Source organism: Isoptericola sp. NPDC057191 (assembly GCF_042670225.1).
GTDB lineage: Bacteria > Actinomycetota > Actinomycetes > Actinomycetales > Cellulomonadaceae > Isoptericola.
This window is the reverse complement of record NZ_JBHUWC010000015.1, coordinates 21,304-41,337: the sequence shown is the minus strand read 5'-3', so window position 1 is coordinate 41,337 and position 20,034 is coordinate 21,304. Positions and strand designations below refer to the sequence as shown.

Genomic DNA, 20,034 nt, shown 5'->3' with positions numbered 1-20,034 from the left:
CTCTAAACGGCGGGACGAGGGCCAACAGCCCGCTCACAGCGCAGCGGGCGGTCAGCCCCGGCGGGAGCCGGCGATGGTCAGCACGGCCTTCTCGACCGCATAGACCGGGTCGCGCCCGCCGCCCTTGACGTCGGCATCGGCCTGCGCGACAGCACCGATGGCGGTGGCCAGCCCTTCGGGCGTCCAGCGGGACAGGTCCCGCTGGGCGTTGCGCACCTGCCAGTCCTGCAGCCCCAGCTCGCGTGCCGTGACGGCACCGCCGCGGATCGCCGCGACCCGTGCGAGCGTCCGGAGCCGCAGCGCCAGGGCCGCGACGATCGGCACGGGGTCGGCGCCCGTGGCCAGGGCGTGCCGCAGGAGCGCGACGGCGCCGCCGGCGTCGCCCGCCACCGCGGCGTCGGCCACCTTGAAGCCCGTGGCCTCGACCCGGCCGCCGTAGTAGCGGTCGACGACGGTCTCGCTGATGGTGCCGGTCGTGTCGGCGACGAGCTGGGAGCACGCCGAGGCGAGCTCGCGCAGGTCGCTGCCGAGAGCGTCGACGAGCGCGCGGACCGCGGCAGCGTCCGCCCGGCGACGCGCCGCCCGGAACTCGGCAGTCACGAACTGGACCTTCTCGGCGTCCTTGGTGATGGGGTCGCACTCCAGCACCGGCGCGCCGCTGGCGATGATCGCGTCCAGCATCTTCTTGCCGCGCTGCCCGCCGCCGTGCACCACCACGACGACCGTCTCCGGGTCGGGTGACGCGACGTAGGCGACCACGTCGGCGACGAGGTCCTCGGTGGCCGCCTCGGCGCCCCGCACGACGACCACGCTCGGTTCGCCGAAGAGCGACGGGCTGGCCGCGACGGCGAGCTGCCCGGCCGCGTAGGTGCCGCCCTCGAGCTCCGCCTTCTCCGTGGTCGCGTCACGCTCGCGCGCGAGCCCGACCACACCGTCGACCGCGCGCTCGGCGAGGAGCCCCTCGGGTCCGCGCACCAGCAGCACGGGCGCGAGGGTCGGCTCGTCCCACGGCCGGCTGTTCGCCGCCGAGGTGCGGCCACCTCGACGCGGGGGGCGGGACTGGCGGGAGGTCGGGGCGGCGGGCACGCCCCCAGCCTGCCACGAACCGCCGACGCGGCCGCCACCGCGCTACCCGCAGGCCAGCCCGATCTCGTCCCCCCGTGAGACCAGCGCAGCGGTGCCGCACTCGTCCGTGCGCACCAGCGCCGACCCGACCGAGCCGTACAGCTCGAGGGCGTCGTCCGTGGGGTGCCCGTACGTGTTGCCGGCCCCGACGCTCACGAGCGTGACCCGCGGGGACAGGAGTCGGGCGAGCGCCCTCGACTGCGACCGCGAACCGTGGTGGGCCATCTTCACCACGTCGACGTCGGCCGCGCGGCCGGTCCCCGCGAGCGTGCGGGCCAGCGACTCCTGTCCCGGCTCCTCCAGGTCGCCGAGCGCCACCACGTCGAGCCCCGAAGCCGTCCGCAGCTCCAGCGCGACGCTGGCGTCGTTCGCCCCGTCCGCCTCGCCGCTGCCCGTCCGGCCGGAAGGCGCGCGCTCACCTCGGCCGTCGGTGCTGCCCCCGGCCGCGGCGAGCACGTGCCAGGCGACCTGGCCGGCGGTCCCTGTGTCGTCTGCGGCGGCCGTGCGGACGGGCACCCGCGCGGCCGCGAGCTCCGCGCGCACCGCGGCGGCCTGCGCGGCGGGCGCGTCGAGACGTGAGACCAGGGCGGACGTGACCGTGCGGCCGCGCAGCACCCCGGCCAGCCCGCCCACGTGGTCGGCGTGGAAGTGGCTGAGCACCAGGAGGTCGACGGTGGTGACGCCCAGCCGGTCGAGGCAGCGGCCGGCGTCGGCTCCGTCCGGTCCGGCGTCGACGACCACCGCGGCCGCCGGGCCCGAGCGCACCACGAGCGAGTCGCCCTGACCGACGTCGCACGCGACCACCTGCCAGTCCGGCGGCGCCCGGTGCCCCGCGGCGACGAGCCGCGGCACGGTCAGGACGAGTGCGGCGAGCAGTGCGAGCCCGGCCAGCCCCGCCAGCCCCGCGGCGGCGGACGCGCGACCCCTGCCGTGGCGTTCCACCGCTCGCCGGACCCGCCTCCGGACCCCTCGTCGCATCCGCCGCACCGTGCGAGGTGCCGCCTCCCGCCACTCCCGTCGCCAGCCCTCCCCAGGCGGGCGACGCAGCACGAGGGCCAGTCCCGTGGCCGTCAGGAGCGCCAGGGCTGCGGCACCCAGGAGCCCGCCAGGCCAAGGCAGGCGCGCCCCGGGGACGGCGGCGAACGTCGTGGCCACCGTGGCGATCCATCCCGTGGCGACCCCCGCCAGCCAGGCCACCGCGGAGGCCAGCCCGGGCACCCACGGCGCAAGGAGGGTCGCGACCAGGCCGAGCACCGTCGCCGGGACCAGCGCGGGGGTCGCCAGCAGGTTGGCCGGGACCGAGAGGAGCGGCACGTGCGGGTCGATCAGGAGCAGCACCGGGCCGCACGCAGCCTGCGCGGCCCACGGCACCGCGAGGGCGAACGCGAGCGGACGACCCGTCCACGGCGCGAGCCGGCGCGCGAGCGGGCCGGCGAGCAGCACGAGCCCGGCCGTCGCCGCGCACGACAGGACGAACCCGTAGGAGCGCGCCAGCCACGGGTCCACGACGAGCAGCACCGTCGCGGCCGCCGCGAGCGCCGGGGCGCCTGACGAGGGCCGCCCGAGCGCGACCCCGAGCAGGGCCGCGGCACACGTCCAGGCGGCGCGCAGCACGCTGGGCTCAGGACGCACGAGCAGCACGAACGCAGCGGCGACGAGCGCCACGACCGCGACCCGCACGCCGCGCGGAGCCCGCACCAGCGCGCACAGGAGGGTGAGCGTGGCGACGACGATCGCGAAGTGACCGCCGGACACCGCGGTGATGTGGGTGAGGCTCGTGGCGCGCATGGCCTGGTCGACGTCGTCCGGCACGCGGGTCGTGTCACCCACCGCGACGCCGGGGACCAGCCCGCGTGCCTGCGGTGACAGGGACGCGGTGACGTCCAGCAGCGCCGACCGCAGGACATGGGTGGCCCGTAGCACCGCGTGCGGCGGCGCCCGCTCGACGACCGGCCCCGCCGCGGCGAGCCGGGCGAGCGGGCCGTCGCCCGCCGGCAGGGACCGCAGCACGCCGGCCACCGCGACGGTGGCCCCGTACCGCGGCGCCGGGCCGTCGGAGGTGACCTCGACGAGTCCGGTGGCGTCGGAGCCCGTGCCCCGTGCAGAGATCTCCCGCACGGAGACCACCCAGCGGGTCCCGGCGCCGAACGTCGCTGGCCTCCCCTCCGACGCGACCCGGCCCACCAGCTCCGCGCGGGCCCCCTGGGCGGCGAGCTCCCGCAGGGGGAGCTGTCGGGCGGTCTGGGCGTGCGCGCTCAGGGCGACGGCGGCGAGGCAGACCAGCAGGAGGACCGCGTGGGTTCCGACGGATCGGACCGCCCGCGGCGGGCGTGCCCGCGACACCGCCCGTGCGAGCGTCGCGCCCACACCCACTCCCACGCCCACGGATGCAAGGAGCGCGCCGGCGGAGACGGTCTGCGCCCAGGGGGCCGCGGGGCCCGTGCACGCCCAGGCCGCTCCCCAGGCGACCAGCGCTGCCGGCACCAGACGCAGGTCCACGCGCCGGGGAGGAGCCACCGGCGCCGCCATCGGCATCTGGCGTACGCGTTCGGCCGCGCGTCCTGGCTCCAGGGGGTCGAGCGTCGCCGACCGGGTCACAGGGTCACCAGGTCGCGGACCTGCCCGAGGACGGAGGGCCCGATGCCCGACACCTCGTCCAGCTCGTCGACGCTGGTGAACGGACCGTTCTCGTCCCGCCAGGTGACGATCCGCCCGGCGAGCGCGGGCCCGATCCCGGGCAGCTCCTCCAGCTCCGCGGCGGTCGCGGTGTTGAGGGAGACGGGACCGCCCGCGCCGTTGCCGCCGGCGCTGCTGAGGTCGCCGGTGCCGCCCCGCGTGCCCGCGCCGGTTTCGGTGGGCACGACCTGCTCCCCCGGCTGCGGCACCCGGATCTGCTCACCGTCGACCACGGCGCGGGCCAGGTTGAGCGCCCCCGGGTCCGCGCGCCGGGTCGTGCCGCCCGCCGCAGCGACGGCGTCCGCCACGCGGGCTCCCGCCGGCACCGTGACGAGGCCGGGTTCGCGCACCTCACCCACGACGTGCACCACGACGGTCCCCGTGCCCGTGCCGCCCGCTGTCGTCTCGGCGGCCCGGTCCTCGCCGTCGACCGGTGTGACCGCCCCGGACGGCTCCGTGGCAGGTGCGGCGGAGGGGGCGGGGGTCGCGACGGCGCCGGGGCTCGCTGTCTCGACGGCCCCACGGTCGTCTCCGGCGAGGGTGACGATGTCGTCGGGCTGCATCATCGCCAGGACGGCGACGACCGCGGCCACGACGAGCACCCCCACCGAGGCCACCACGGCGGCACGCAGGCCGAGCGACCATCGACGCCTGCCACCGCCGTGGTCGGTGTGGTCGTCGAGCTGCGGGTGCCCGTGCGCGGCGGCGTACGCGGCGGCCACGTGCCGGGCCGACCGCCGTGCTCGGAGGCGGGCACCGAGCTCGTCCCCGTCGGTCGGCCCGTCGTCGTCGGGCAGCGGTTCCCAGCCGTCGGGCTCCCACCGGGGACCCGCCGCCTGGCCCGGAACGACCCGGTCCCTGGCGCTCTCGACGGAGGGGGCGCGCTCCGGTCCGGGCGGTCCGGAGGCCGCTCCGGGCGGTTCGCGGACAGCGCGCCAGGCCCGCAGGCGCGCTGCAGCGTCGTCCAGGGCCGCGGACGGTCCGGCGGTAGGCGGCCGGTGGTCCGGGGCGCCCGGGGTGGCGGGCCCGGTCTCGGCGGCTGCGGGGTCGGGAGGGAGCGTCGTGGTCACGCGCCGACGCTAGGTTCGCACCCTCTCGCGGTGGGGTGCCATGGCGGCTCCTGTGGACGACGCCGGCCTGGGGGCAGTGTCCTCAGCGCACGGCGCCGTGATCGTGTCCGCCGAGCTCGGCGACGACCACGGCGAGCGCCCCCGGCCCGGCGTGCGCGCCGAGCACGGCGCTCACGGGCGTCACGACCGGCTCGGCCCCGCTGCCGGCACGCAGTCGCTCGGCGAGGTCTGCGGCCCGGTCAGGCACGCCCAGGTGGTGCACGGCGACCCCCGGCTGCTCGCACGCCTCGGCAGCGTGCAGGGCGAGGTCGACCAGCCGGTCCAGCGCGGCCCGCCGCGTGCGCACCCGGTGCGCCATCTCGAGCCGCCCGTCGCGGACGGTGAGGATCGGCCGCACGCCCAGCGCGGTGCCCAGAGCCGCGGCGGGAGCCGACAGGCGGCCACCGCGGCGCAGGTGGTCCAGCGAGTCGACGAGGAAGATCGTGGTGCTGGACGCCGCGACCTGCCGCGCTCGGGCAGCGACCGCCACGGCGTCGTGACCTGCGGCTGCGCACCGGGCGGCCTCCTGCGCGGCAAAGCCCAGGGCCATCGCCACCGTCCGGGAGTCGATCGCCTGGACGGGGAGCATGCTGCGCTGCCCGGCGGCGGCCGCCACCCGCACGGTGCCGGACAGGTCACCGGACAGGTGCACCCCGACCACGGCACGCGCACCGTCTGCGGCGAGCTCCCGGTAGGCGGCGGCGAACTCCCCCGGCGAGGGCTGCGAGGTGCTGAGGCGCTCTCCCCGCGCGATCCGGGCGGCGACCTCCTCCGGGGTGATGTCCACGCCCTCGCGCCACGACTCCTCCCCCGCGACGACACGGAGCGGGACGACGACGGGCGCGTCGACGCCGGCCGTGCCGGCGGGAAGGCAGGCCGTCGAGTCGGTGACGACGCGGACGGCGGGCGGGTCGATGAGCATCGGCGGGAGTCTACCGACGCCGCCCGGTCGCACCGGGCGGCGTCGGGGCGATCACTCGTGCTCGTGGTCCCCGTGCTCACCGTGCTGCCCCGGCGCCTCCGCGCCGCCCGGGACACCGCTGAGCTCGTTCGGCACGACGTCCAGGGTCGCCGACCGCCACACGGTGCGGGTCTCGACGTCGACGGCGTGCACCGTCCGCGTGGCCGGGTCGGTCACGTAGACCGAGCCGTCGAGCGCGAGCACGGCTGGGCGCGGCTCCTGCCACTGCGCGGGCTCCTCCCAGGGGTCGATCACCGGGATCGACGCCTGGAGCGTGCCGTCGTCGGGGTCGATGACGTGCAACGCACCGTCCGTGCCGAGCACCAGCGCCTCGCCGTCGACGCCCCGGGCGAGGGACCGGAAGGTGTAGCTGGCGGGCAGGTCGACCAGCGACAGCGTGCCGGTGCGGGTGTCGACGAGGGAGACGCGGGTGGGTTCCTCGAGCTCGGCGTCCGGGTCCACCTTGTAGTCCCCGAGCACGACCGGCGACGCCTCGGAGCCTGCCTGGTTGCCGATGCGGCCGTAGTCGTCGGGCGCGTCGACCTTGGTGAGCGTGCCGTCCGCGTACACGAGCACCCCGTCCTCGCAGCCGAGGACGACGGCCTCGTCCGCCGCGACCGCCTCGCCGTGGACGCCGGGGCACGCGTCGCTCGCCGCCACCTCGTGACCGTCCGCGTCCAGGACGCGCACGCCCGAACGTGACTCCTCGGTGCCCTCGGTGACGACCAGCGTGTCGTCGGCGAGCGCCACGGCGACGCCGTGGTGCGCGGACGGCGTGGTGAGCTCTCGCACCGGCGCGTCACCCGCGGCCACGTGCGCGGAGTCCAGCACCGTCACCTGCCCGGTCCCGTCGTCGAACAGCGCGGTACGGCCGTCGTGGACGACGACGTGCCCCGGTTCTGCGGCGGGGTAGGTGACCTCGGTGAGGCGCGGCTCCGCGCGCCAGTAGTGGTGATGGTCGCCGTGGGCCTCGCCCCAGGCGCCGAGGTCGAGCGCGCGGAACCCGCCGGTCGTGGAGGCGAGCAGGTGCCGCCCGTCCCCGGCAGGGTTGAGTCGGGTGAAGCCCTCGAGCGGCAGGTCGGCCACCTGGTCGAGCGTCTGCGCGTCCAGGACGACGGCGCCGCCGTCGTACGTGAGGGCCAGGCGCGGCGTCGGTGCCGCCGCCTCGGTGGCCTGCGCCGTCGTCTCCGCGGTGGAGGCGGTGGAGGCGGCGGGGTCGGCCGCGGGCTCGGCCGTGCCGCAGGCGGCGAGCGCCGCCGGGACGGACAGGGCGACGCCGAGCGCCGGCAGGCGGCGGGCGCGACGCGGAGCGCGCGGCGGGCGGGTGGGGGAAGGCATGGGTGTCTCCAGGATCGACAGAGGACCGCATTTGAGAATGCTTCTCAGGTGCGCGTTCAGTGAAGCAGATGTGAGAACGGTTCTCAACTGTGGTGTCCGGACTTTCGACGCTCGCCGCGCACCTCGTCGGGCCCCGCGCTAGCGTGCGGCGCATGGCCGAGGGGACACCGCCCACCGACGACGCCGGGCTGGCCGCGCTCCGGGCCGCCGCGGCCCAGGCAGCGGCCGAGGCCGCGGAGGCCAGGGCTGCCGCCGCGCAAGCCGCCCTCGAGGCGGCCGAGGCCGCGCACAGGACCGCGCCGCCGTCGCTCACCGAAGACCCGGCGCCCGAGGCGAAGGCACCCGAGGCGAAGGCACCCGCGGACGCGCCCGACGCCGCGCCCACGACCGAGCTGCCGGCCGCGCAGTCCGCGGCACCACCGGGATATGCGGACGAGGTGCGCGCGGGCTATGCGTCGCAGGGCGCCACGCTCGCGCTCGGGGCGCTCCTGACGGGACCGCTCGGCGGCGACCCGACCCCCGACCCGACGGTCCAGGTGGGCTTTCCCCTGGCGACCCTCAACCGGCACGGCCTCGTCGCCGGCGCCACGGGCACCGGCAAGACCAAGACCCTCCAGGGGATGGCCGAGGGACTCTCGGCCCAGGGCGTCCCGGTGTTCCTGGCGGACGTCAAGGGCGACCTGTCCGGCCTCGCCGTCGCCGGCCGGGACGACCCGAAGGTCGCGGCGCGGGCGGCGAGCATCGGGCAGGGCTGGGCCCCGACGTCGTACCCGGTGGAGTTCTACTCGCTCGGCGGTCTCGGTACCGGCGTGCCGATCCGCACCACCGTCACCGACTTCGGGCCCCTGCTGCTGAGCAAGGTGCTCGGCCTCAACGCCACGCAGTCCTCCAGCCTGGAGCTGATCTTCCACTGGGCGGACGCACAACAGCTCGCGCTGCTCGACCTCAAGGACCTGCAGTCGACGGTCGCCTACCTCACCTCCGACGAGGGCAGGCACGAGCTCAAGGGCATCGGTGGCGTGTCCGCCGCGACGGCCGGGGTCATCCTGCGCGAGATCGTCGGGCTGCAGGCCCAGGGCGGCGACGTGTTCTTCGGCGAGCCCGCGTTCGACACCGCCGACCTGCTGCGCACCGCGCCGGACGGGCGCGGTCTGATCTCGGCGCTGGAGCTCCCGGGGGTGCAGGACCGGCCCGCCCTGTTCTCCACGTTCCTCATGTGGCTGCTCGCCGAGCTGTTCCAGGAGCTCCCGGAGGTGGGCGACCCCGACAAGCCGCGGCTCGTGTTCTTCTTCGACGAGGCGCACCTGCTGTTCGCCGACGCCTCCAAGGACTTCCTGCAGCAGGTGATCCAGACGGTGCGGCTGATCCGGAGCAAGGGCGTGGGCGTCTTCTTCGTGACCCAGTCCCCCAAGGACGTTCCCGCCGACGTGCTGGCCCAGCTCGGCAACCGCGTCCAGCACGCGCTGCGCGCGTTCACCCCCGACGACGCCACGGCGCTGCGGGCCGCGGCCAGGACCTTCCCCAGGTCGCCGTACGACCTCGAGAGGCTGCTGCAGTCGCTGGGCACCGGGGAGGCCGTCGTCACCCTGCTCGACGAGAAGGGCGCCCCCACCCCCGTGGCATGGACCCGGGTCCGGGCTCCGCAGGCGTCCATGGACCCCGCCCCCCAGCAGGTGCTCGACGCCGTGGTGGCGGCGTCGCCCGGCCAGGCCCGCTACGGCGCGGCCGTGGACCGCGAGTCCGCGTACGAGCTGCTGCAGGCACGCGCCGCGCAGGACGCCGCCACCCGGGAGGCTGCCCGGCGCGCCGCCGAGCTGGAGAAGGAGGCGGCGCAGGCGCGCCGGCACGACGGCGCGGGCGCCCGCAGGACCCGGCCGTCCGGCACCACGGCGCGGGGCTCCCGCAGTCCCGTGGACGCCATCCTCACGACCGTCGGCACGACGCTGGCACGGGAGATCACCCGCACCGTCCTCGGCACGCGCCGGCGGCGCTGACCGCGGCCCGACCCGTCGTCACCCGACCGGTCGCCCGGTCGCCGCTCCCCCGTCAGTCGGTCGTCAGCGGCGCCGCGTGCCAGATGCGGCTCAGGTAGTCACGCATCGAGCGGTCGGACGAGAAGAACCCCGAGCGCGCCACGTTGAGCACGGCCGACCTGCTCCACGCGTCCGGGTCGGCGTACGCCTGCTCCACCCGCTCCTGGGCGTCGAGGTAGGCCTGGTAGTCCGCGAGCACCATGAACCGGTCCTCGTTGAGCAGGTTGGACACGACGGGCTCGAAGACGGACGCGTCACCCCCGGAGAACGTGCCCCGCGCGACGAGGTCGAGCGCGCGCCGCAGCGAGGCGTTCTCCTCGTAGTAGGCCGACGGGCGGTAGCCGGCCTCCGCCATGGCGCTCGCCTCCGGCTCCGTGAGGCCGAACAGGAAGAAGTTCTCGTCGCCCACGAGCTGCCGGATCTCGACGTTCGCGCCGTCGTCGGTGCCGATGGTCAGGGCGCCGTTGAGGGCGAACTTCATGTTGCCCGTCCCGGACGCCTCCTTGCCGGCCAGCGAGATCTGCTCCGACAGGTCGGCCGCCGGGATGAGGGTCTCGGCGACGGTGACGTTGTAGTTCGCCGGGAACGCGACGCGCAGCACCGTCGAGACGTCGGGGTGCGCGTTGACGACCGCCCCGACGTGGTTGATCAGCGCGATGATCTCCTTGGCCATCACGTAGCCCGGCGCGGCCTTCGCGCCGAAGACGACCGTGCGCGGCGTGACGTCCTGCACGGCCAGCTCCCCGGACGTGATCCGGTCGTAGAGCGTCACGACGTGCAGCAGCTTGAGGAGCTGGCGCTTGTACTCGTGCAGGCGCTTGACCATGACGTCGAGCATCGTGGCCGGGTCGATGTCGATGCCGTCGCGGGCCGCGAGCAACGACACCAGCCGATCCTTGTTCGCCGCCTTCACCTCGCGGAACCGACGGCGGAACTCGGCGTCGTCGGCGAGGGGCTCGAGCTCCCGCAGCCGGTCGAGGTCGGTGACCCAGCCGTCGCCGATCGCCTCGGTGACCAGCGCCGACAGCCCCGGGTTGGCGAGCTTGAGGAAGCGTCGCGGCGTGACGCCGTTCGTGACGTTCGTGAACTTCTCCGGCCAGAACGCGGCGAAGTCGGCGAGCACCTTGTCGCGCAGCAGCTGCGAGTGCAGCTCGGCCACGCCGTTGACCTTCGCACCCCCGACGGTCGCGAGGTACGCCATCCGCACCGACCGCTCGGGGTGCTCCGCGATGATCGACATGCGCCGCACCAGGAGCTCGTCGCCGCCGGAGCGCTCGCGCACCTGCGCCAGGAACTCCTCGTTGATCCGGTAGATGATCTCCAGGTGGCGAGGCAGCAGCCGTCCCACCAGCTCCACCGGCCACACCTCCAGGGCCTCGGGCAGCAGCGTGTGGCACGTGTACGCGAAGCAGCGCTGCGTCACCTGCCAGGCGTCGTCCCACTCGAAGCCGCGCTCGTCCACGAGGATGCGCATGAGCTCGGGGATCGCGATCACCGGGTGGGTGTCGTTGAGCTGGAAGACGATGCGGTCCGGCAGGTCGTGCAGGTCGAAGCCCGGCGGGAGCAGCTGGTCGAGGAAGTCGCGGATCGAGCACGCGACGAAGAAGTACTGCTGCTGCAGCCGCAGCTCCTTGCCCTGCGGCGTGGAGTCCTCCGGGTACAGCACCTTGGAGATGTTCTCCGCGAACGTCTGCGAGCGGACCGCCTCGGCATAGTCGCCGTAGTTGAAGATCTTGAGGTCGAACGCGTGCGTCGCCCGGGCGCTCCACAGCCGCAGCGTGTTGACCCGCCCGTTCCGGTAGCCCGGCACCATGTAGTTGTAGGGGACGCCGAGCACCTGCCACCCCGGCACCCACCGGGAGCGCTCGCGGCCGTCGTCGTCCGTGTACTTCTCGGTGTGCCCGCCGAACCCGACGGTGACCTCGTGCTCGGGGTGCGCGAACTCCCACGGCGCGCCGTTGTCGAGCCAGTTGTCCGGCTCCTCCACCTGCCGCCCGTCGGTGAAGGTCTGCCGGAAGATGCCGTACTCGTACCGGATGCCGTACCCGATCGCCGGCACGCTCATCGTCGCGAGGGAGTCGACGAAGCACGCGGCGAGACGACCCAGGCCGCCGTTGCCGAGGCCGGGCTCGACCTCGACCGCGCGCAGCTCGTCGAGGTCGATGCCGAGGCTCGCGAGCGCCTCGACGGCGACCTCCTCCAGCCCCGTCGCGATGAGCGCGTTGTCGAGCTGACGCCCCAGGAGGTACTCCGCCGACAGGTAGGCCACCGCCTTGGTCTGGGTGCGGTACTGGCTCACCGTGGTCTGCATCCACCGGGACATCAGGTAGTGCCGCACCGTGCGCGCGAGCGCGAGGTACTGGTCGTTGGGCGTGGCCCGCTCCAGGATCGTGCCCTGCGAGAAGTTCAGCTCGCGCAGGTACTCGCGCACGAACCCCTCGACGGTCGGCTCCGGGCTGGTGATCAGAGGCGTGGTCTCGGTCACGTCATGACCCTACACACGGGCCCGGCCGCCGTCCCCGCGTGGGACGACGGCCGGGCCGCACGGCAGGCCTTCCGGACGGCTCAGGCCCGGGCAGGCTGCGCCGCGCCGGCGACCGGGGCGGGCGTGGGGGCCGTGCCGACCTGGGCGGCACCCGACGCCGCCCGGCGGTCGCGCGCGCCCCGGGTCCGGAAGAGCACGCCCGTCAGCAGCGCGCCGCACAGGAAGATCCCGGCCGACCAGGTGAAGGCGAGGTCGTAGCTCTGCACCGCGGCCTGGGCCACGACGGCGGGCGTGGTCGGGAGGTGGTCGGCGACGTACGTCGTCGCGGCGGTCGCCGCGAGCGTGTTGAGCACGGCCGTCCCGACCGCTCCGCCCACCTGCTGGGACGTCGAGACCATCGCGGACGCCACGCCCGCGTACGGCCCCTGGACACCGCTCGTCGCCGTCTGGATCGACGGCGGCATCACGCTGCCCATGCCGATGCCGAGGAGCACGAGCCCCGGCAGGACGCCGAAGGCGTACGTGCTGTCGACGTCGAGGCGCGAGAGCCAGGCCATCGCGACCGCGCCGCTCGCGAGGCCGGCGGGGACCAGCACCTTGGCACCCAGGCGGGGCAGGGTGAGGTTGGTGGCGACCTGGGCAGCGGCGATCGTCGCCACCACCATCGGCAGGAACGCCACGCCGGTGCGCATCGGGTCGTAGCCCATCGTCGCCTGCAGGTAGTACGTCAGGAACAGGGAGACGCCGAACATGCCCACTCCGGCGACGAAGATGCCGACGTACGACCCTGCGCGGTCGCGGTCGCGGACGATGGACAGCGGCAGCAGCGGCTGCGCCGTGCGCCCCTGCCAGCGGGCGAACGCCACCAGGAGCACGGCGGAGGCGACGAGCGGGCCCCACGTCCAGGGCGAGTCCCAGCCCTGGGGCTCCGCCTGGGAGAAGCCGTACACCAGGAGGAACAGTCCGCCCGAGCCGAGCACGACACCGGGGACGTCGAGCCGCTGGCGGCGGATCTGCTCGTGGCGAGGCAGCAGGACGAGCCCTGCGACGACGGCGATCGCCGCGAAGACGAGGTTGACGTAGAGGTTCCAGCGCCAGTCGAAGTTCTGGGTGAGGAAGCCGCCGAGCAGCAGGCCGACCGCTCCGCCCACGCCGGCGATCGCGCCGAAGACGCCGAACGCCCGACCGCGCTCGGCCGGCTCGGTGAAGGTGGTGGTCAGGAGCGAGAGGGCGGACGGGGCGAGGACGGCGGCGAAGACGCCTTGGAGCGCGCGGGCAGCCACGAGCATCTCGAAGCTCTGGGCCGCACCACCGAGCGCGGACGCGACGGCGAAGCCGACGAGCCCCACGAGGAACGTGCGCCGACGCCCGAGCAGGTCCGAGAGCCTGCCACCGAGGAGCAGCAGGCTGCCGAACGCGAGGGCGTAGGCGGTGACGACCCACTGGCGGTCGTTGTCGCTGAAGCCGAGCTCGGCCTGGGCGGAGGGCATGGCGATGTTCACGATGGTCGCGTCGAGCACGACCATGAGCTGTGCGATGGCGACCGTGGCCAGGACCAGCCAACGGCGAGGATCCGTGGCGGCGCGCGAGGGCGCCGGAGGGGTGGTCATGAAGGGTGCTCCCGAGAGGACGGAGGGACCCGGCCGCCGGACGTGCCGGCGCGGGTACGATCGACCCTAAGCGGTACTCAGCAGTTTCGAAACCGCTGAGTATCGAAATACTCCGACAGTTCACCCAGAGCGAACACCTGCCCGGGAGGCGAGCCGGAGGCCGAGGAACGGACGGAAGGACCACCATGAAGGCCGCCGACGACATCGTCGACGACGCACCGACCGCTCCCGTCGTGCGCGGCGGGCGACCCCGCGACGCGTCCCGCGACGTCGCGATCCTCGACGCCGCCCGGGAGCTCCTCGCCGAGGTCGGCTACGAGGGCATGACGATGGACGCCGTCGCCGGGCGCGCGGGAGCGAGCAAAGCCACGCTCTACCGCCGTTGGACGACCAAGTCGGACCTCGCCGTCGACGCCGTGACCTGCGGGCTGGGGAACGACCTGGACCCCGCGGACGTCCCGGACACCGGCTCGCTCGAGGGCGACCTGCGAGCGCTCGAGCAGCTGCGGCGCGCCCGCAAGAACGCGGCCACCGACCGCCTGATCCCCGGCCTGATGGCGGAGGTCCGTCGCGACCCGGAGATCGCCCAGCAGTTCCATGCGAGCTTCGTGCGGCCGAAGGTCCAGCAGATGCGAGCGCTCCTCGAGCGCGCCCGCGACCGCGGGGAGGTCCCGGCCGACCGCGACCTCGACCTGGTGAGCACGGTGGTCCCGGCGCTCGTCTCCTACCGCAAGGTCGTCGAGGGCGCCGAGATCGACCCCGCCTACGTGGACCGGCTCCTCCTGGAGGTGCTGGTCCCGCTGGCTACCGCCCCGTCGACGTCCCGCTCCCTGCCCGAGCCGGGCTGATCCGGGGTCGGACGACCGGCCGCGCGGTGCGGGGCCACGGCACCCTGTCGCGCCGACCGGTGTCGCGGCACCTCACGCCCCGACAAGCGTCACCAGCCGCGAGCGCCCTGTGGCGTCCTTGATGGCCTGCAGGACGACGTCGGCGTGCGGTTCGAGCGCGCTCACCTTGTCCAGCGGCGCGCCCACCACCAGCTGGAAGCCGAGCCCGCGCCACGCGCCGACGGCGCGCCCCGCGAACCGGGCGTCGGCCTTGATGAACGCCTCGTCGAGGAAGACGGGCGCGTAGCGGGGCCGCTCGGCACCCGCGTCGCCGAGCTGGTAGCGCAGCGCCGCTCCGACGATGAACGCCACGAGCTCCTGCGACTCGCCGCCCGACTTGCCGGCGATGTGGTCGTACACGCTCACGTGGTTGCCCTGGAGGTCCACGCACTCGGCGCTGATGCGCACGTGGTCGCGCACGTCCACCAGCCGGCGCCGCTCGGGGCTGTCCGGCCGGATGCGGTCGACGAGTCGTGTCATCCGCGCATAGCGGCGCTCGTGCTCCGCGAGCGGGACGTCACCGGCCGGGGCGGTGGCCAGCTCGCGCAGCAGCCGGCGGAACGACGCCACGTCGTTGCCCTCGACGGGCGTGGCCGTGATGCGCAGCCGGTGGCCGTCGTCGCGGAACGGCAGCGTCGCAAGGATCGCGTTGACCGGCTCCATGCGGTCCCGGATCTCCGCCACCGCCTGCGCGATGCCGTTGTTGAGGCGGGTGAGCTGGTCCCCGGACATCTGCCGCAGGTGCGCCGACCACCGGTCGCGCAGGCGGTACAGCTGCTGGTACTCGAGCTCCTCGAAGATCCGCAGGAAGTCCGCGTACGCGGCGTCCGGGTCCGCGGTCCGGTTGGGGTCGGGCCACGTGTCGTTGAACCGCTCGAACAGCGCCCGGAGGGCCGCACGCGCAGCACGTTCCGCCTCGACCGCTGCCTCCTGCTCGTGGCGCAGCTCGCGCACCACGGCCGCCACGGCGGTGGTGAGGTCGGCGAGCCCGCCGCCGGGGGCGCCCGCCACCCCGGACCAGCCGACCTGGGTCATCAGCTCGCTGAGGCGCCGCTCCTGCTCGGGCGTGGGCTCGACGCCGTCCGCGTCGGCACGCTCGACGGAGTCCGCGACCTGGTCCACGAGGTCGCTGATCTGCTCCCACGCGGCGCCCAGCTCGGTGACGCGGTGCTGCGCTGCCGCCCGCTCGCGGTGGAGCTCGGTGATGCGGGCCCGCAGGGCGTCCTCGTCCGCCTTGAGCTCACGCAGCACGTCGGAGCCCGCGACGAGCGCCTCGAGCCGCTCGCGACGCTCCGCGAGCCGACCCTCGGCGCCGCGGACGTCGACGTCGTCCCAGGAGGCGCGCAGCGCGTGGGAGTACGCGACGAAGTGGTCCGCCTCGCCCTTCTGCCGCAGCCGGGCGCCCGCCAAGGCCTCCGACGCCTGCCGCAGCTCCTGGTGCGCCGCGCCGATCTGCTCGGCGAGCTGCTCCAGCCGGCGGTGGTTGCTGAAGCCCAGCACCGACGCCCTGCCCTGGCCGCCGTGCGCGCCGCGGCGCCCCTCGGACGTCTGGCCCGTCCGGGTGAGCGCCAGGTCGTGGCGCGCCAGCTCGGCCGGGTCGTCGACGCAGACGTAGGCGAACCGTTCGGCCAGCCGTCCCGCGAGCCAGCCGCCGAACGGCCCGGCCGTGACCTCGAGCCGGCCGGGCAGCAGCGCGCGGTCGGTCTCCTCGTGCAGGGGCAGCCCGGTCGGCACGCCCTCGAAGCGCACCCGCACCGGGGACCGGACCGCGTCGATCGCGGCGCGGAAGGCGTCGAGGCGCGCGTCGTCGACGAGCATCGTCACGGCGAAGCCGCCCAGGGCGAGGCCGACGGCGTCGCGCCACGGCTCGTACTCGCCGCGAACCTCCAGGAGCTCGCCGACGAACGGGACGTCGTCGGCGCGCATCCCCGCGGCACGGGCGAGGGCCTCGCGCGCCTCGTGCAGCTCGCGCGGCACGTTGCCGCGCCGCGCCTTGAGCGAGGCCTCCTCGCGCTCGAGGTCGGCCAGGGCCCGGCCGGCCTCCTTCTCGCGCGCGGCCGCCTCGACCACGGCCTCGGAGAGCGCGTCCGTGTGCGTGTCCCGCTCGTCCAGGTACCGCCTGGCGTCGGTGTGCAGGGCGTCCAGCTCGCGCCGGGCGCCGATGTCGCGCTCCAGCGGCGCCAGGTGGCCCTCGAGCTCCGCGCGGGCACGGCGCGTCTCGGCGAGCCGCTGCTCCGCCGTGCGCACGTCGCGCTCCGCCGCCTCGATGGCGTCCCCACCGTTGCGCCGCTGGTCGGCGCGTACCTGCTCCAGCTCGGCGTCGGCCGCACCGAGCCGCTCGTCGGCGACGGCGACCCGCTCGGCCGCCGCCTTGTGCTGCGCGCGATTCTCGGCCTCGGCCGCTCGGAGCAGGTCGAGCTGGGTGCGGTCGCGCCAGGCGGTGAACGGAGTGACGGCGCCGTCCGGGCCGCCGTCGAGACCGAGCTCGTCCACCAGCCGCGCCGCGGCGGCAGCCTGGTCGATCGCCGCTCGGTGCTCAAGCATCGGGCGCAGCACCTCGACCTGACGCTGCGCGGTCGTCATCTCGGCCCGCACCTCGCTGAGCTCGTCGAAGTGCTCGACGGCGCGCTCCGCCACCCGGATCGTCTCCGGCTCCTCGAGCACCATCGCCTTGTAGAGCGAGTCGACCGTGGTGATCTGCTGGCCGGCCTGGATGCGTCCAAGCAGCTGCATCGCCTTCTCGCCGTCGCCGGCGGCGCCGATGCCGAGCGCGGCGTGCAGGCGGGTGGCGAACGCCTTGTCGGTGTCGAACGTCGTCAGCCCGGCCGCCGTGAGCCCGGCCTTGGCGAACCGCTGCGCCACCAGGGGCTCCAGCGCCCGCAGGCTGAAGTCGGCGTCGACGACGGCGCGGACGGCCACCGTCTCGTCCGCTCGCTGCGCCCCGCGGGGCACGTACCACGCACGCAGAGCGGTGAACCGCTCCCCCGCCTGCGAGGACCAGGTCATCGCGATGGCCGACCACGTGTCCGACGTCTCGCCGCGCAGCACGCGGTCCTTGGCTCGCGCCGCCCCGGCGCTGCGCTCCTCGTCGAGCTTGCCGCGGGCGTACGAGACGATGTTGCGCTGCTCCTGGCCGCGGGCGCGTCCGCTCGTCGCCGTGTTGGACGCGCCGTTGAACGGCGTCGTGTGGCTCATCATCAGCGCGATGTACGCGTCGAGCAGCGTGGACTTGCCGGACCCGGACGCTCCCGTGAGCAGGGTCGTCGTCCCCGCGAACCGCACCTCGTGGTAGCCGTGGTACCCGCCCCAGCTCACCAGCTGCATGGACCGGGCCGTCCACTGCCGCCCGTCCGAGGCCGTCGGGATCAGCCCGAACAGCGACTGCTGCATGCGCGGGGCGGCAGTCTGCTCCGCCGCGTCGCTCGTGATCGTCATGCGCGGGCCTCCTCGTCCTCGTCCACCGCGTCCACCGCGTCCGTCTCGTCGACCTCGCCGACCTCGTCCGCCTCGTCGTCGGTGACCCCGGCGCGTCCGTCCGACGGCGCGACCGCGGCACGACCGCGAAGCCACGACGTCAGCTCCCGCAACCGGTCCACCGGCAGCAAGATCTCCACGACCGGCTGGACCCGGTACCTGCCCTCGGCGACCTCGTCGAGCACGTGCTCGCGCACGAGCGTGGCGACCGCGTTGTCGATCTCGCGGCGGCGTGCCGCCAGGTTGGTCTCGTCGGCGGCGAGGAAGCCGAGCGCGTAGTCCACCAGCTCCTCGGCGTCCACGTGCGCGGCCCGCTCCCCCGCGCCCTGCTCCTGCCGGAACCGGTTGCGCGCGAACAGCATGAGCAGCGTCTCGACGCGCTTGTACGGCTCGTCCTTCAGCAGCACGGGGATGCTCAGGCCCGGCTCCCGCACCTGCCGCTTGTAGGCGATCTCGTAGTCCCGGTCCACGACGAGCTCCACGAACAGGTCGTGACAGCGGGAGGCGAGCACGTTCTGGTGCGCCAGCAGCGCCTTCCACTCCGCAGGGTGCGCGGCAGCGGACAGGTAGCGCCGCTGCAGCACCAGCGCCAAGGCGCGGCGGGCCTCGTAGGGCAGGACGCCCGTGTCACCCGCGAACAGGGCGGGGTTGTCGTCGGCGATCGCGGGCGCCTCGACGAACGAGGCCGCCCCGTGCGCCGACCCGGCCGTCGCCTCGAGGGCCGGCCCCGTGGTCGTGTCGGTCATGCGTCCTCCTCGTCGTGGCGGGCGAGCGTGTCGTCCTGCACCTCGGTCGGTACCTCGATCGGCACCTGCGGCACGACCAGCTCGCGGGTGCTGCCGTCGGCCCGCACCGTCGTCACCCGCCGCAGCCGGTCGGCCGGTACGTCCCCGTCCGCGAGCGCCGCGTCGAGCGCCCCGGGCACGGCGAGCTCGAGGTACCCGAGCAGCTCGACGGGGCGCCGCAGCTCGGGCGGCGCCGCGGCGAACACCTCGTCGGCCGTGGCGTCGCCGCGCTCACGCAGGACCCGTGCGGCGTGCGCGGTGGTCTCGTCGTAGCGGGGGCCGCCCATGCCGAGCAGTCCGCCGAGCGCCTGCGCACCCTCGGCCGGGTCGTGGTCGGCGAGGTCGAGGTCGGTCAGCGGGTCCGGGAGCGCGTCGGGCCGCAGGTCGTGCAGCTGGGCGCGGAACCGCCCGAGGCGTGCTCGCTCGAGCCAGCGCAGGGGTTCGACGCGTGCGGCACGGCCCGACTCCGGGAACCACTCCGCCATGGCGGCGGTCGCCTCCCGCAGGGCGGCGTCGAGCTCACGGTCGCGCAGCGGGTTGTGGACGGTGAGCTGCTGGGTGATGGTCCGTGACGCCCGCGCCTGGGCGTCGAGGACGCCGTCGACGGCGGTGAGGAGCTGGGAGTGCAGGGCACGGACGACCTCGCGGCGGTCCGGTGGGAGGTCGGCCGCGAACGGGTGCGCCAGCACGGCCCGGACCCGCTCGTCGACCTGGCCGAGCAGCTGCGGGTCGCGGAGCAGCTCCATGGCGCCGGAGAACGCCCGTCCCTCGGGCGTGCGCTGCATCAGCGAGTCGGACGCCTCCAGGTAGGCGCCGAGCACCTCTCCGGTCGGCCGCTCGTCCTGGCGCAGGCTGGTGACGATGCTGCGCTGCAGCTCCGCGATGGACTCGGCCACCCGGGCGAAGTCGGCCGGGAGCTCGCGGACCAGGGCGGCGACGTTGTCGAACTGCTCGACCAGCCGTTCGGTGGGCGCCTGCACGACGGGGCCGCCGGCGTCGAGCCGCGCGAGCTCCGCCTCCGCCGCGGCGATCTCGTCGCGCGCGCGTGCCACCTGTTCGCGCAGCGCCCGCTGCTGCGACTCGCGGTCGGGGCGGGCGTCCCGCGCGAGCCCGTCCAGCGCGACGAGGAGGGTGCGGATGCGCGACTCGCTCACCAGGGCTCGCGCACCCTGGGTGCGGTCGACGAAGGCGAGCGCCTCGGCCGCGTGCGAGCTCACCTGGTACTGCTCGACGCCGTCGTCGTCGAGCGCGCGCACGAGCCAGCGCCCCGCCACCCAGCGGGAGCACAGCGCCCGGGCGGCGTCGTCGGGCACGTCGTGGCCGGCAGCCCGCGCCTCGGCGAGCAGGTCCTCGACCTCCACGTGCATCTGCTCGGTGGGCACCGTCGCACGGCCGGGCGTGAAGATCAGCGCGAGCAGGGCGACGACCAGGGGCCCTTCCTTGCGGTGCAGGAGGGCGAGCGCGGGCGTGCCGAAGGCGCCCTGGCTGCGCGCCAGGGCACCCTCGAGGCGCGAGCCCGCGGGACGGGTGCGCGGCGACGGCGTCGACAAG

At 75.1% G+C, this 20,034-nt stretch carries 12 protein-coding genes; 2 read left to right on the top strand and 10 right to left on the bottom strand.

Features of this window, described 5'->3' with window-relative positions; translation table 11 throughout:
• Positions 1-51: 51 nt before the first annotated feature.
• The 5 genes from holA to aztD form a co-directional block, all read right to left on the bottom strand.
• Positions 52-1,086, bottom strand: a complete 1,035-nt coding sequence (gene holA / locus ACFT55_RS04475) for a DNA polymerase III subunit delta (protein WP_380241929.1) — start codon at positions 1,084-1,086, stop codon at positions 52-54.
• Positions 1,087-1,128: 42 nt separating this feature from the next.
• The gene (locus tag ACFT55_RS04470) at positions 1,129-3,642 is read right to left on the bottom strand and encodes a ComEC/Rec2 family competence protein (RefSeq protein WP_380241927.1); all 2,514 of its coding nucleotides are present in this window, start codon (positions 3,640-3,642) and stop codon (positions 1,129-1,131) included.
• A gap of 77 nt (positions 3,643-3,719) precedes the next feature.
• Positions 3,720-4,871: a ComEA family DNA-binding protein gene (locus ACFT55_RS04465; RefSeq protein WP_380241925.1), complete on the bottom strand. Its 1,152-nt coding sequence runs from the start codon at positions 4,869-4,871 to the stop codon at positions 3,720-3,722.
• Between the two features lie 82 nt (positions 4,872-4,953).
• Entirely contained in the window at positions 4,954-5,832 is an 879-nt protein-coding gene (locus ACFT55_RS04460) for a DegV family protein (protein WP_380241923.1), read from the bottom strand.
• 51 nt (positions 5,833-5,883) lie between these two features.
• Positions 5,884-7,209 carry a zinc metallochaperone AztD gene (aztD, locus tag ACFT55_RS04455; RefSeq protein WP_380241920.1) on the bottom strand — a complete coding sequence of 442 codons (1,326 nt, stop codon included), beginning with the start codon at positions 7,207-7,209 and terminating at the stop codon, positions 5,884-5,886.
• A gap of 152 nt (positions 7,210-7,361) precedes the next feature.
• Here aztD and ACFT55_RS04450 point away from each other — a divergent pair, with 152 nt between their 5' ends.
• The gene (locus ACFT55_RS04450; RefSeq protein ID WP_380241918.1) at positions 7,362-9,203 is read left to right on the top strand and encodes a helicase HerA-like domain-containing protein; all 1,842 of its coding nucleotides are present in this window, start codon (positions 7,362-7,364) and stop codon (positions 9,201-9,203) included.
• Between the two features lie 52 nt (positions 9,204-9,255).
• Here the strand turns inward: ACFT55_RS04450 and ACFT55_RS04445 are convergent, their stop codons facing one another.
• Together ACFT55_RS04445 and ACFT55_RS04440 are read right to left on the bottom strand one after the other, a co-directional pair.
• Positions 9,256-11,727 carry a glycogen/starch/alpha-glucan phosphorylase gene (locus ACFT55_RS04445; protein WP_380241915.1) on the bottom strand — a complete coding sequence of 824 codons (2,472 nt, stop codon included), beginning with the start codon at positions 11,725-11,727 and terminating at the stop codon, positions 9,256-9,258.
• Between the two features lie 80 nt (positions 11,728-11,807).
• On the bottom strand, positions 11,808-13,337 hold the full coding sequence (locus tag ACFT55_RS04440) for an MFS transporter (RefSeq protein ID WP_380241913.1): 1,530 nt from the start codon (positions 13,335-13,337) through the stop codon (positions 11,808-11,810).
• Positions 13,338-13,522: 185 nt separating this feature from the next.
• Here ACFT55_RS04440 and ACFT55_RS04435 point away from each other — a divergent pair, with 185 nt between their 5' ends.
• Positions 13,523-14,185: a TetR/AcrR family transcriptional regulator gene (locus ACFT55_RS04435; protein ID WP_380241911.1), complete on the top strand. Its 663-nt coding sequence runs from the start codon at positions 13,523-13,525 to the stop codon at positions 14,183-14,185.
• A 72-nt stretch (positions 14,186-14,257) separates the two neighbouring features.
• Here ACFT55_RS04435 and ACFT55_RS04430 read toward each other — a convergent pair whose 3' ends face one another.
• Genes ACFT55_RS04430 through ACFT55_RS04420 form a run of 3 tightly spaced genes read right to left on the bottom strand, consistent with a single transcriptional unit; the run spans position 14,258 to position 20,033 of the window.
• The gene (locus tag ACFT55_RS04430) at positions 14,258-17,659 is read right to left on the bottom strand and encodes an ATP-binding protein (protein ID WP_380241909.1); all 3,402 of its coding nucleotides are present in this window, start codon (positions 17,657-17,659) and stop codon (positions 14,258-14,260) included.
• Positions 17,656-18,444 carry a DUF4194 domain-containing protein gene (locus ACFT55_RS04425; protein ID WP_380241907.1) on the bottom strand — a complete coding sequence of 263 codons (789 nt, stop codon included), beginning with the start codon at positions 18,442-18,444 and terminating at the stop codon, positions 17,656-17,658. The genes ACFT55_RS04430 and ACFT55_RS04425 overlap by 4 nt, the downstream gene beginning before the upstream one ends.
• On the bottom strand, positions 18,441-20,033 hold the full coding sequence (locus ACFT55_RS04420; protein ID WP_380241905.1) for a DUF3375 family protein: 1,593 nt from the start codon (positions 20,031-20,033) through the stop codon (positions 18,441-18,443). Before ACFT55_RS04420 ends, ACFT55_RS04425 begins: the two co-directional genes overlap by 4 nt.
• Between the last annotated feature and the right edge of the window lies 1 nt (position 20,034).

Excerpts from the sequence above, each read along its gene's own strand:
- ACFT55_RS04440 (WP_380241913.1), bottom strand. The coding sequence starts at position 13,337 with ATGACCACCCCTCCGGCGCCCTCGCGCGCCGCCACGGATCCTCGCCGT.
- ACFT55_RS04430 (WP_380241909.1), bottom strand. The coding sequence starts at position 17,659 with ATGACGATCACGAGCGACGCGGCGGAGCAGACTGCCGCCCCGCGCATG.
- ACFT55_RS04435 (WP_380241911.1), top strand. The coding sequence starts at position 13,523 with ATGAAGGCCGCCGACGACATCGTCGACGACGCACCGACCGCTCCCGTC.
- ACFT55_RS04425 (WP_380241907.1), bottom strand. The coding sequence starts at position 18,444 with ATGACCGACACGACCACGGGGCCGGCCCTCGAGGCGACGGCCGGGTCG.
- ACFT55_RS04460 (WP_380241923.1), bottom strand. The coding sequence starts at position 5,832 with ATGCTCATCGACCCGCCCGCCGTCCGCGTCGTCACCGACTCGACGGCC.
- ACFT55_RS04450 (WP_380241918.1), top strand. The coding sequence starts at position 7,362 with ATGGCCGAGGGGACACCGCCCACCGACGACGCCGGGCTGGCCGCGCTC.
- aztD (WP_380241920.1), bottom strand. The coding sequence starts at position 7,209 with ATGCCTTCCCCCACCCGCCCGCCGCGCGCTCCGCGTCGCGCCCGCCGC.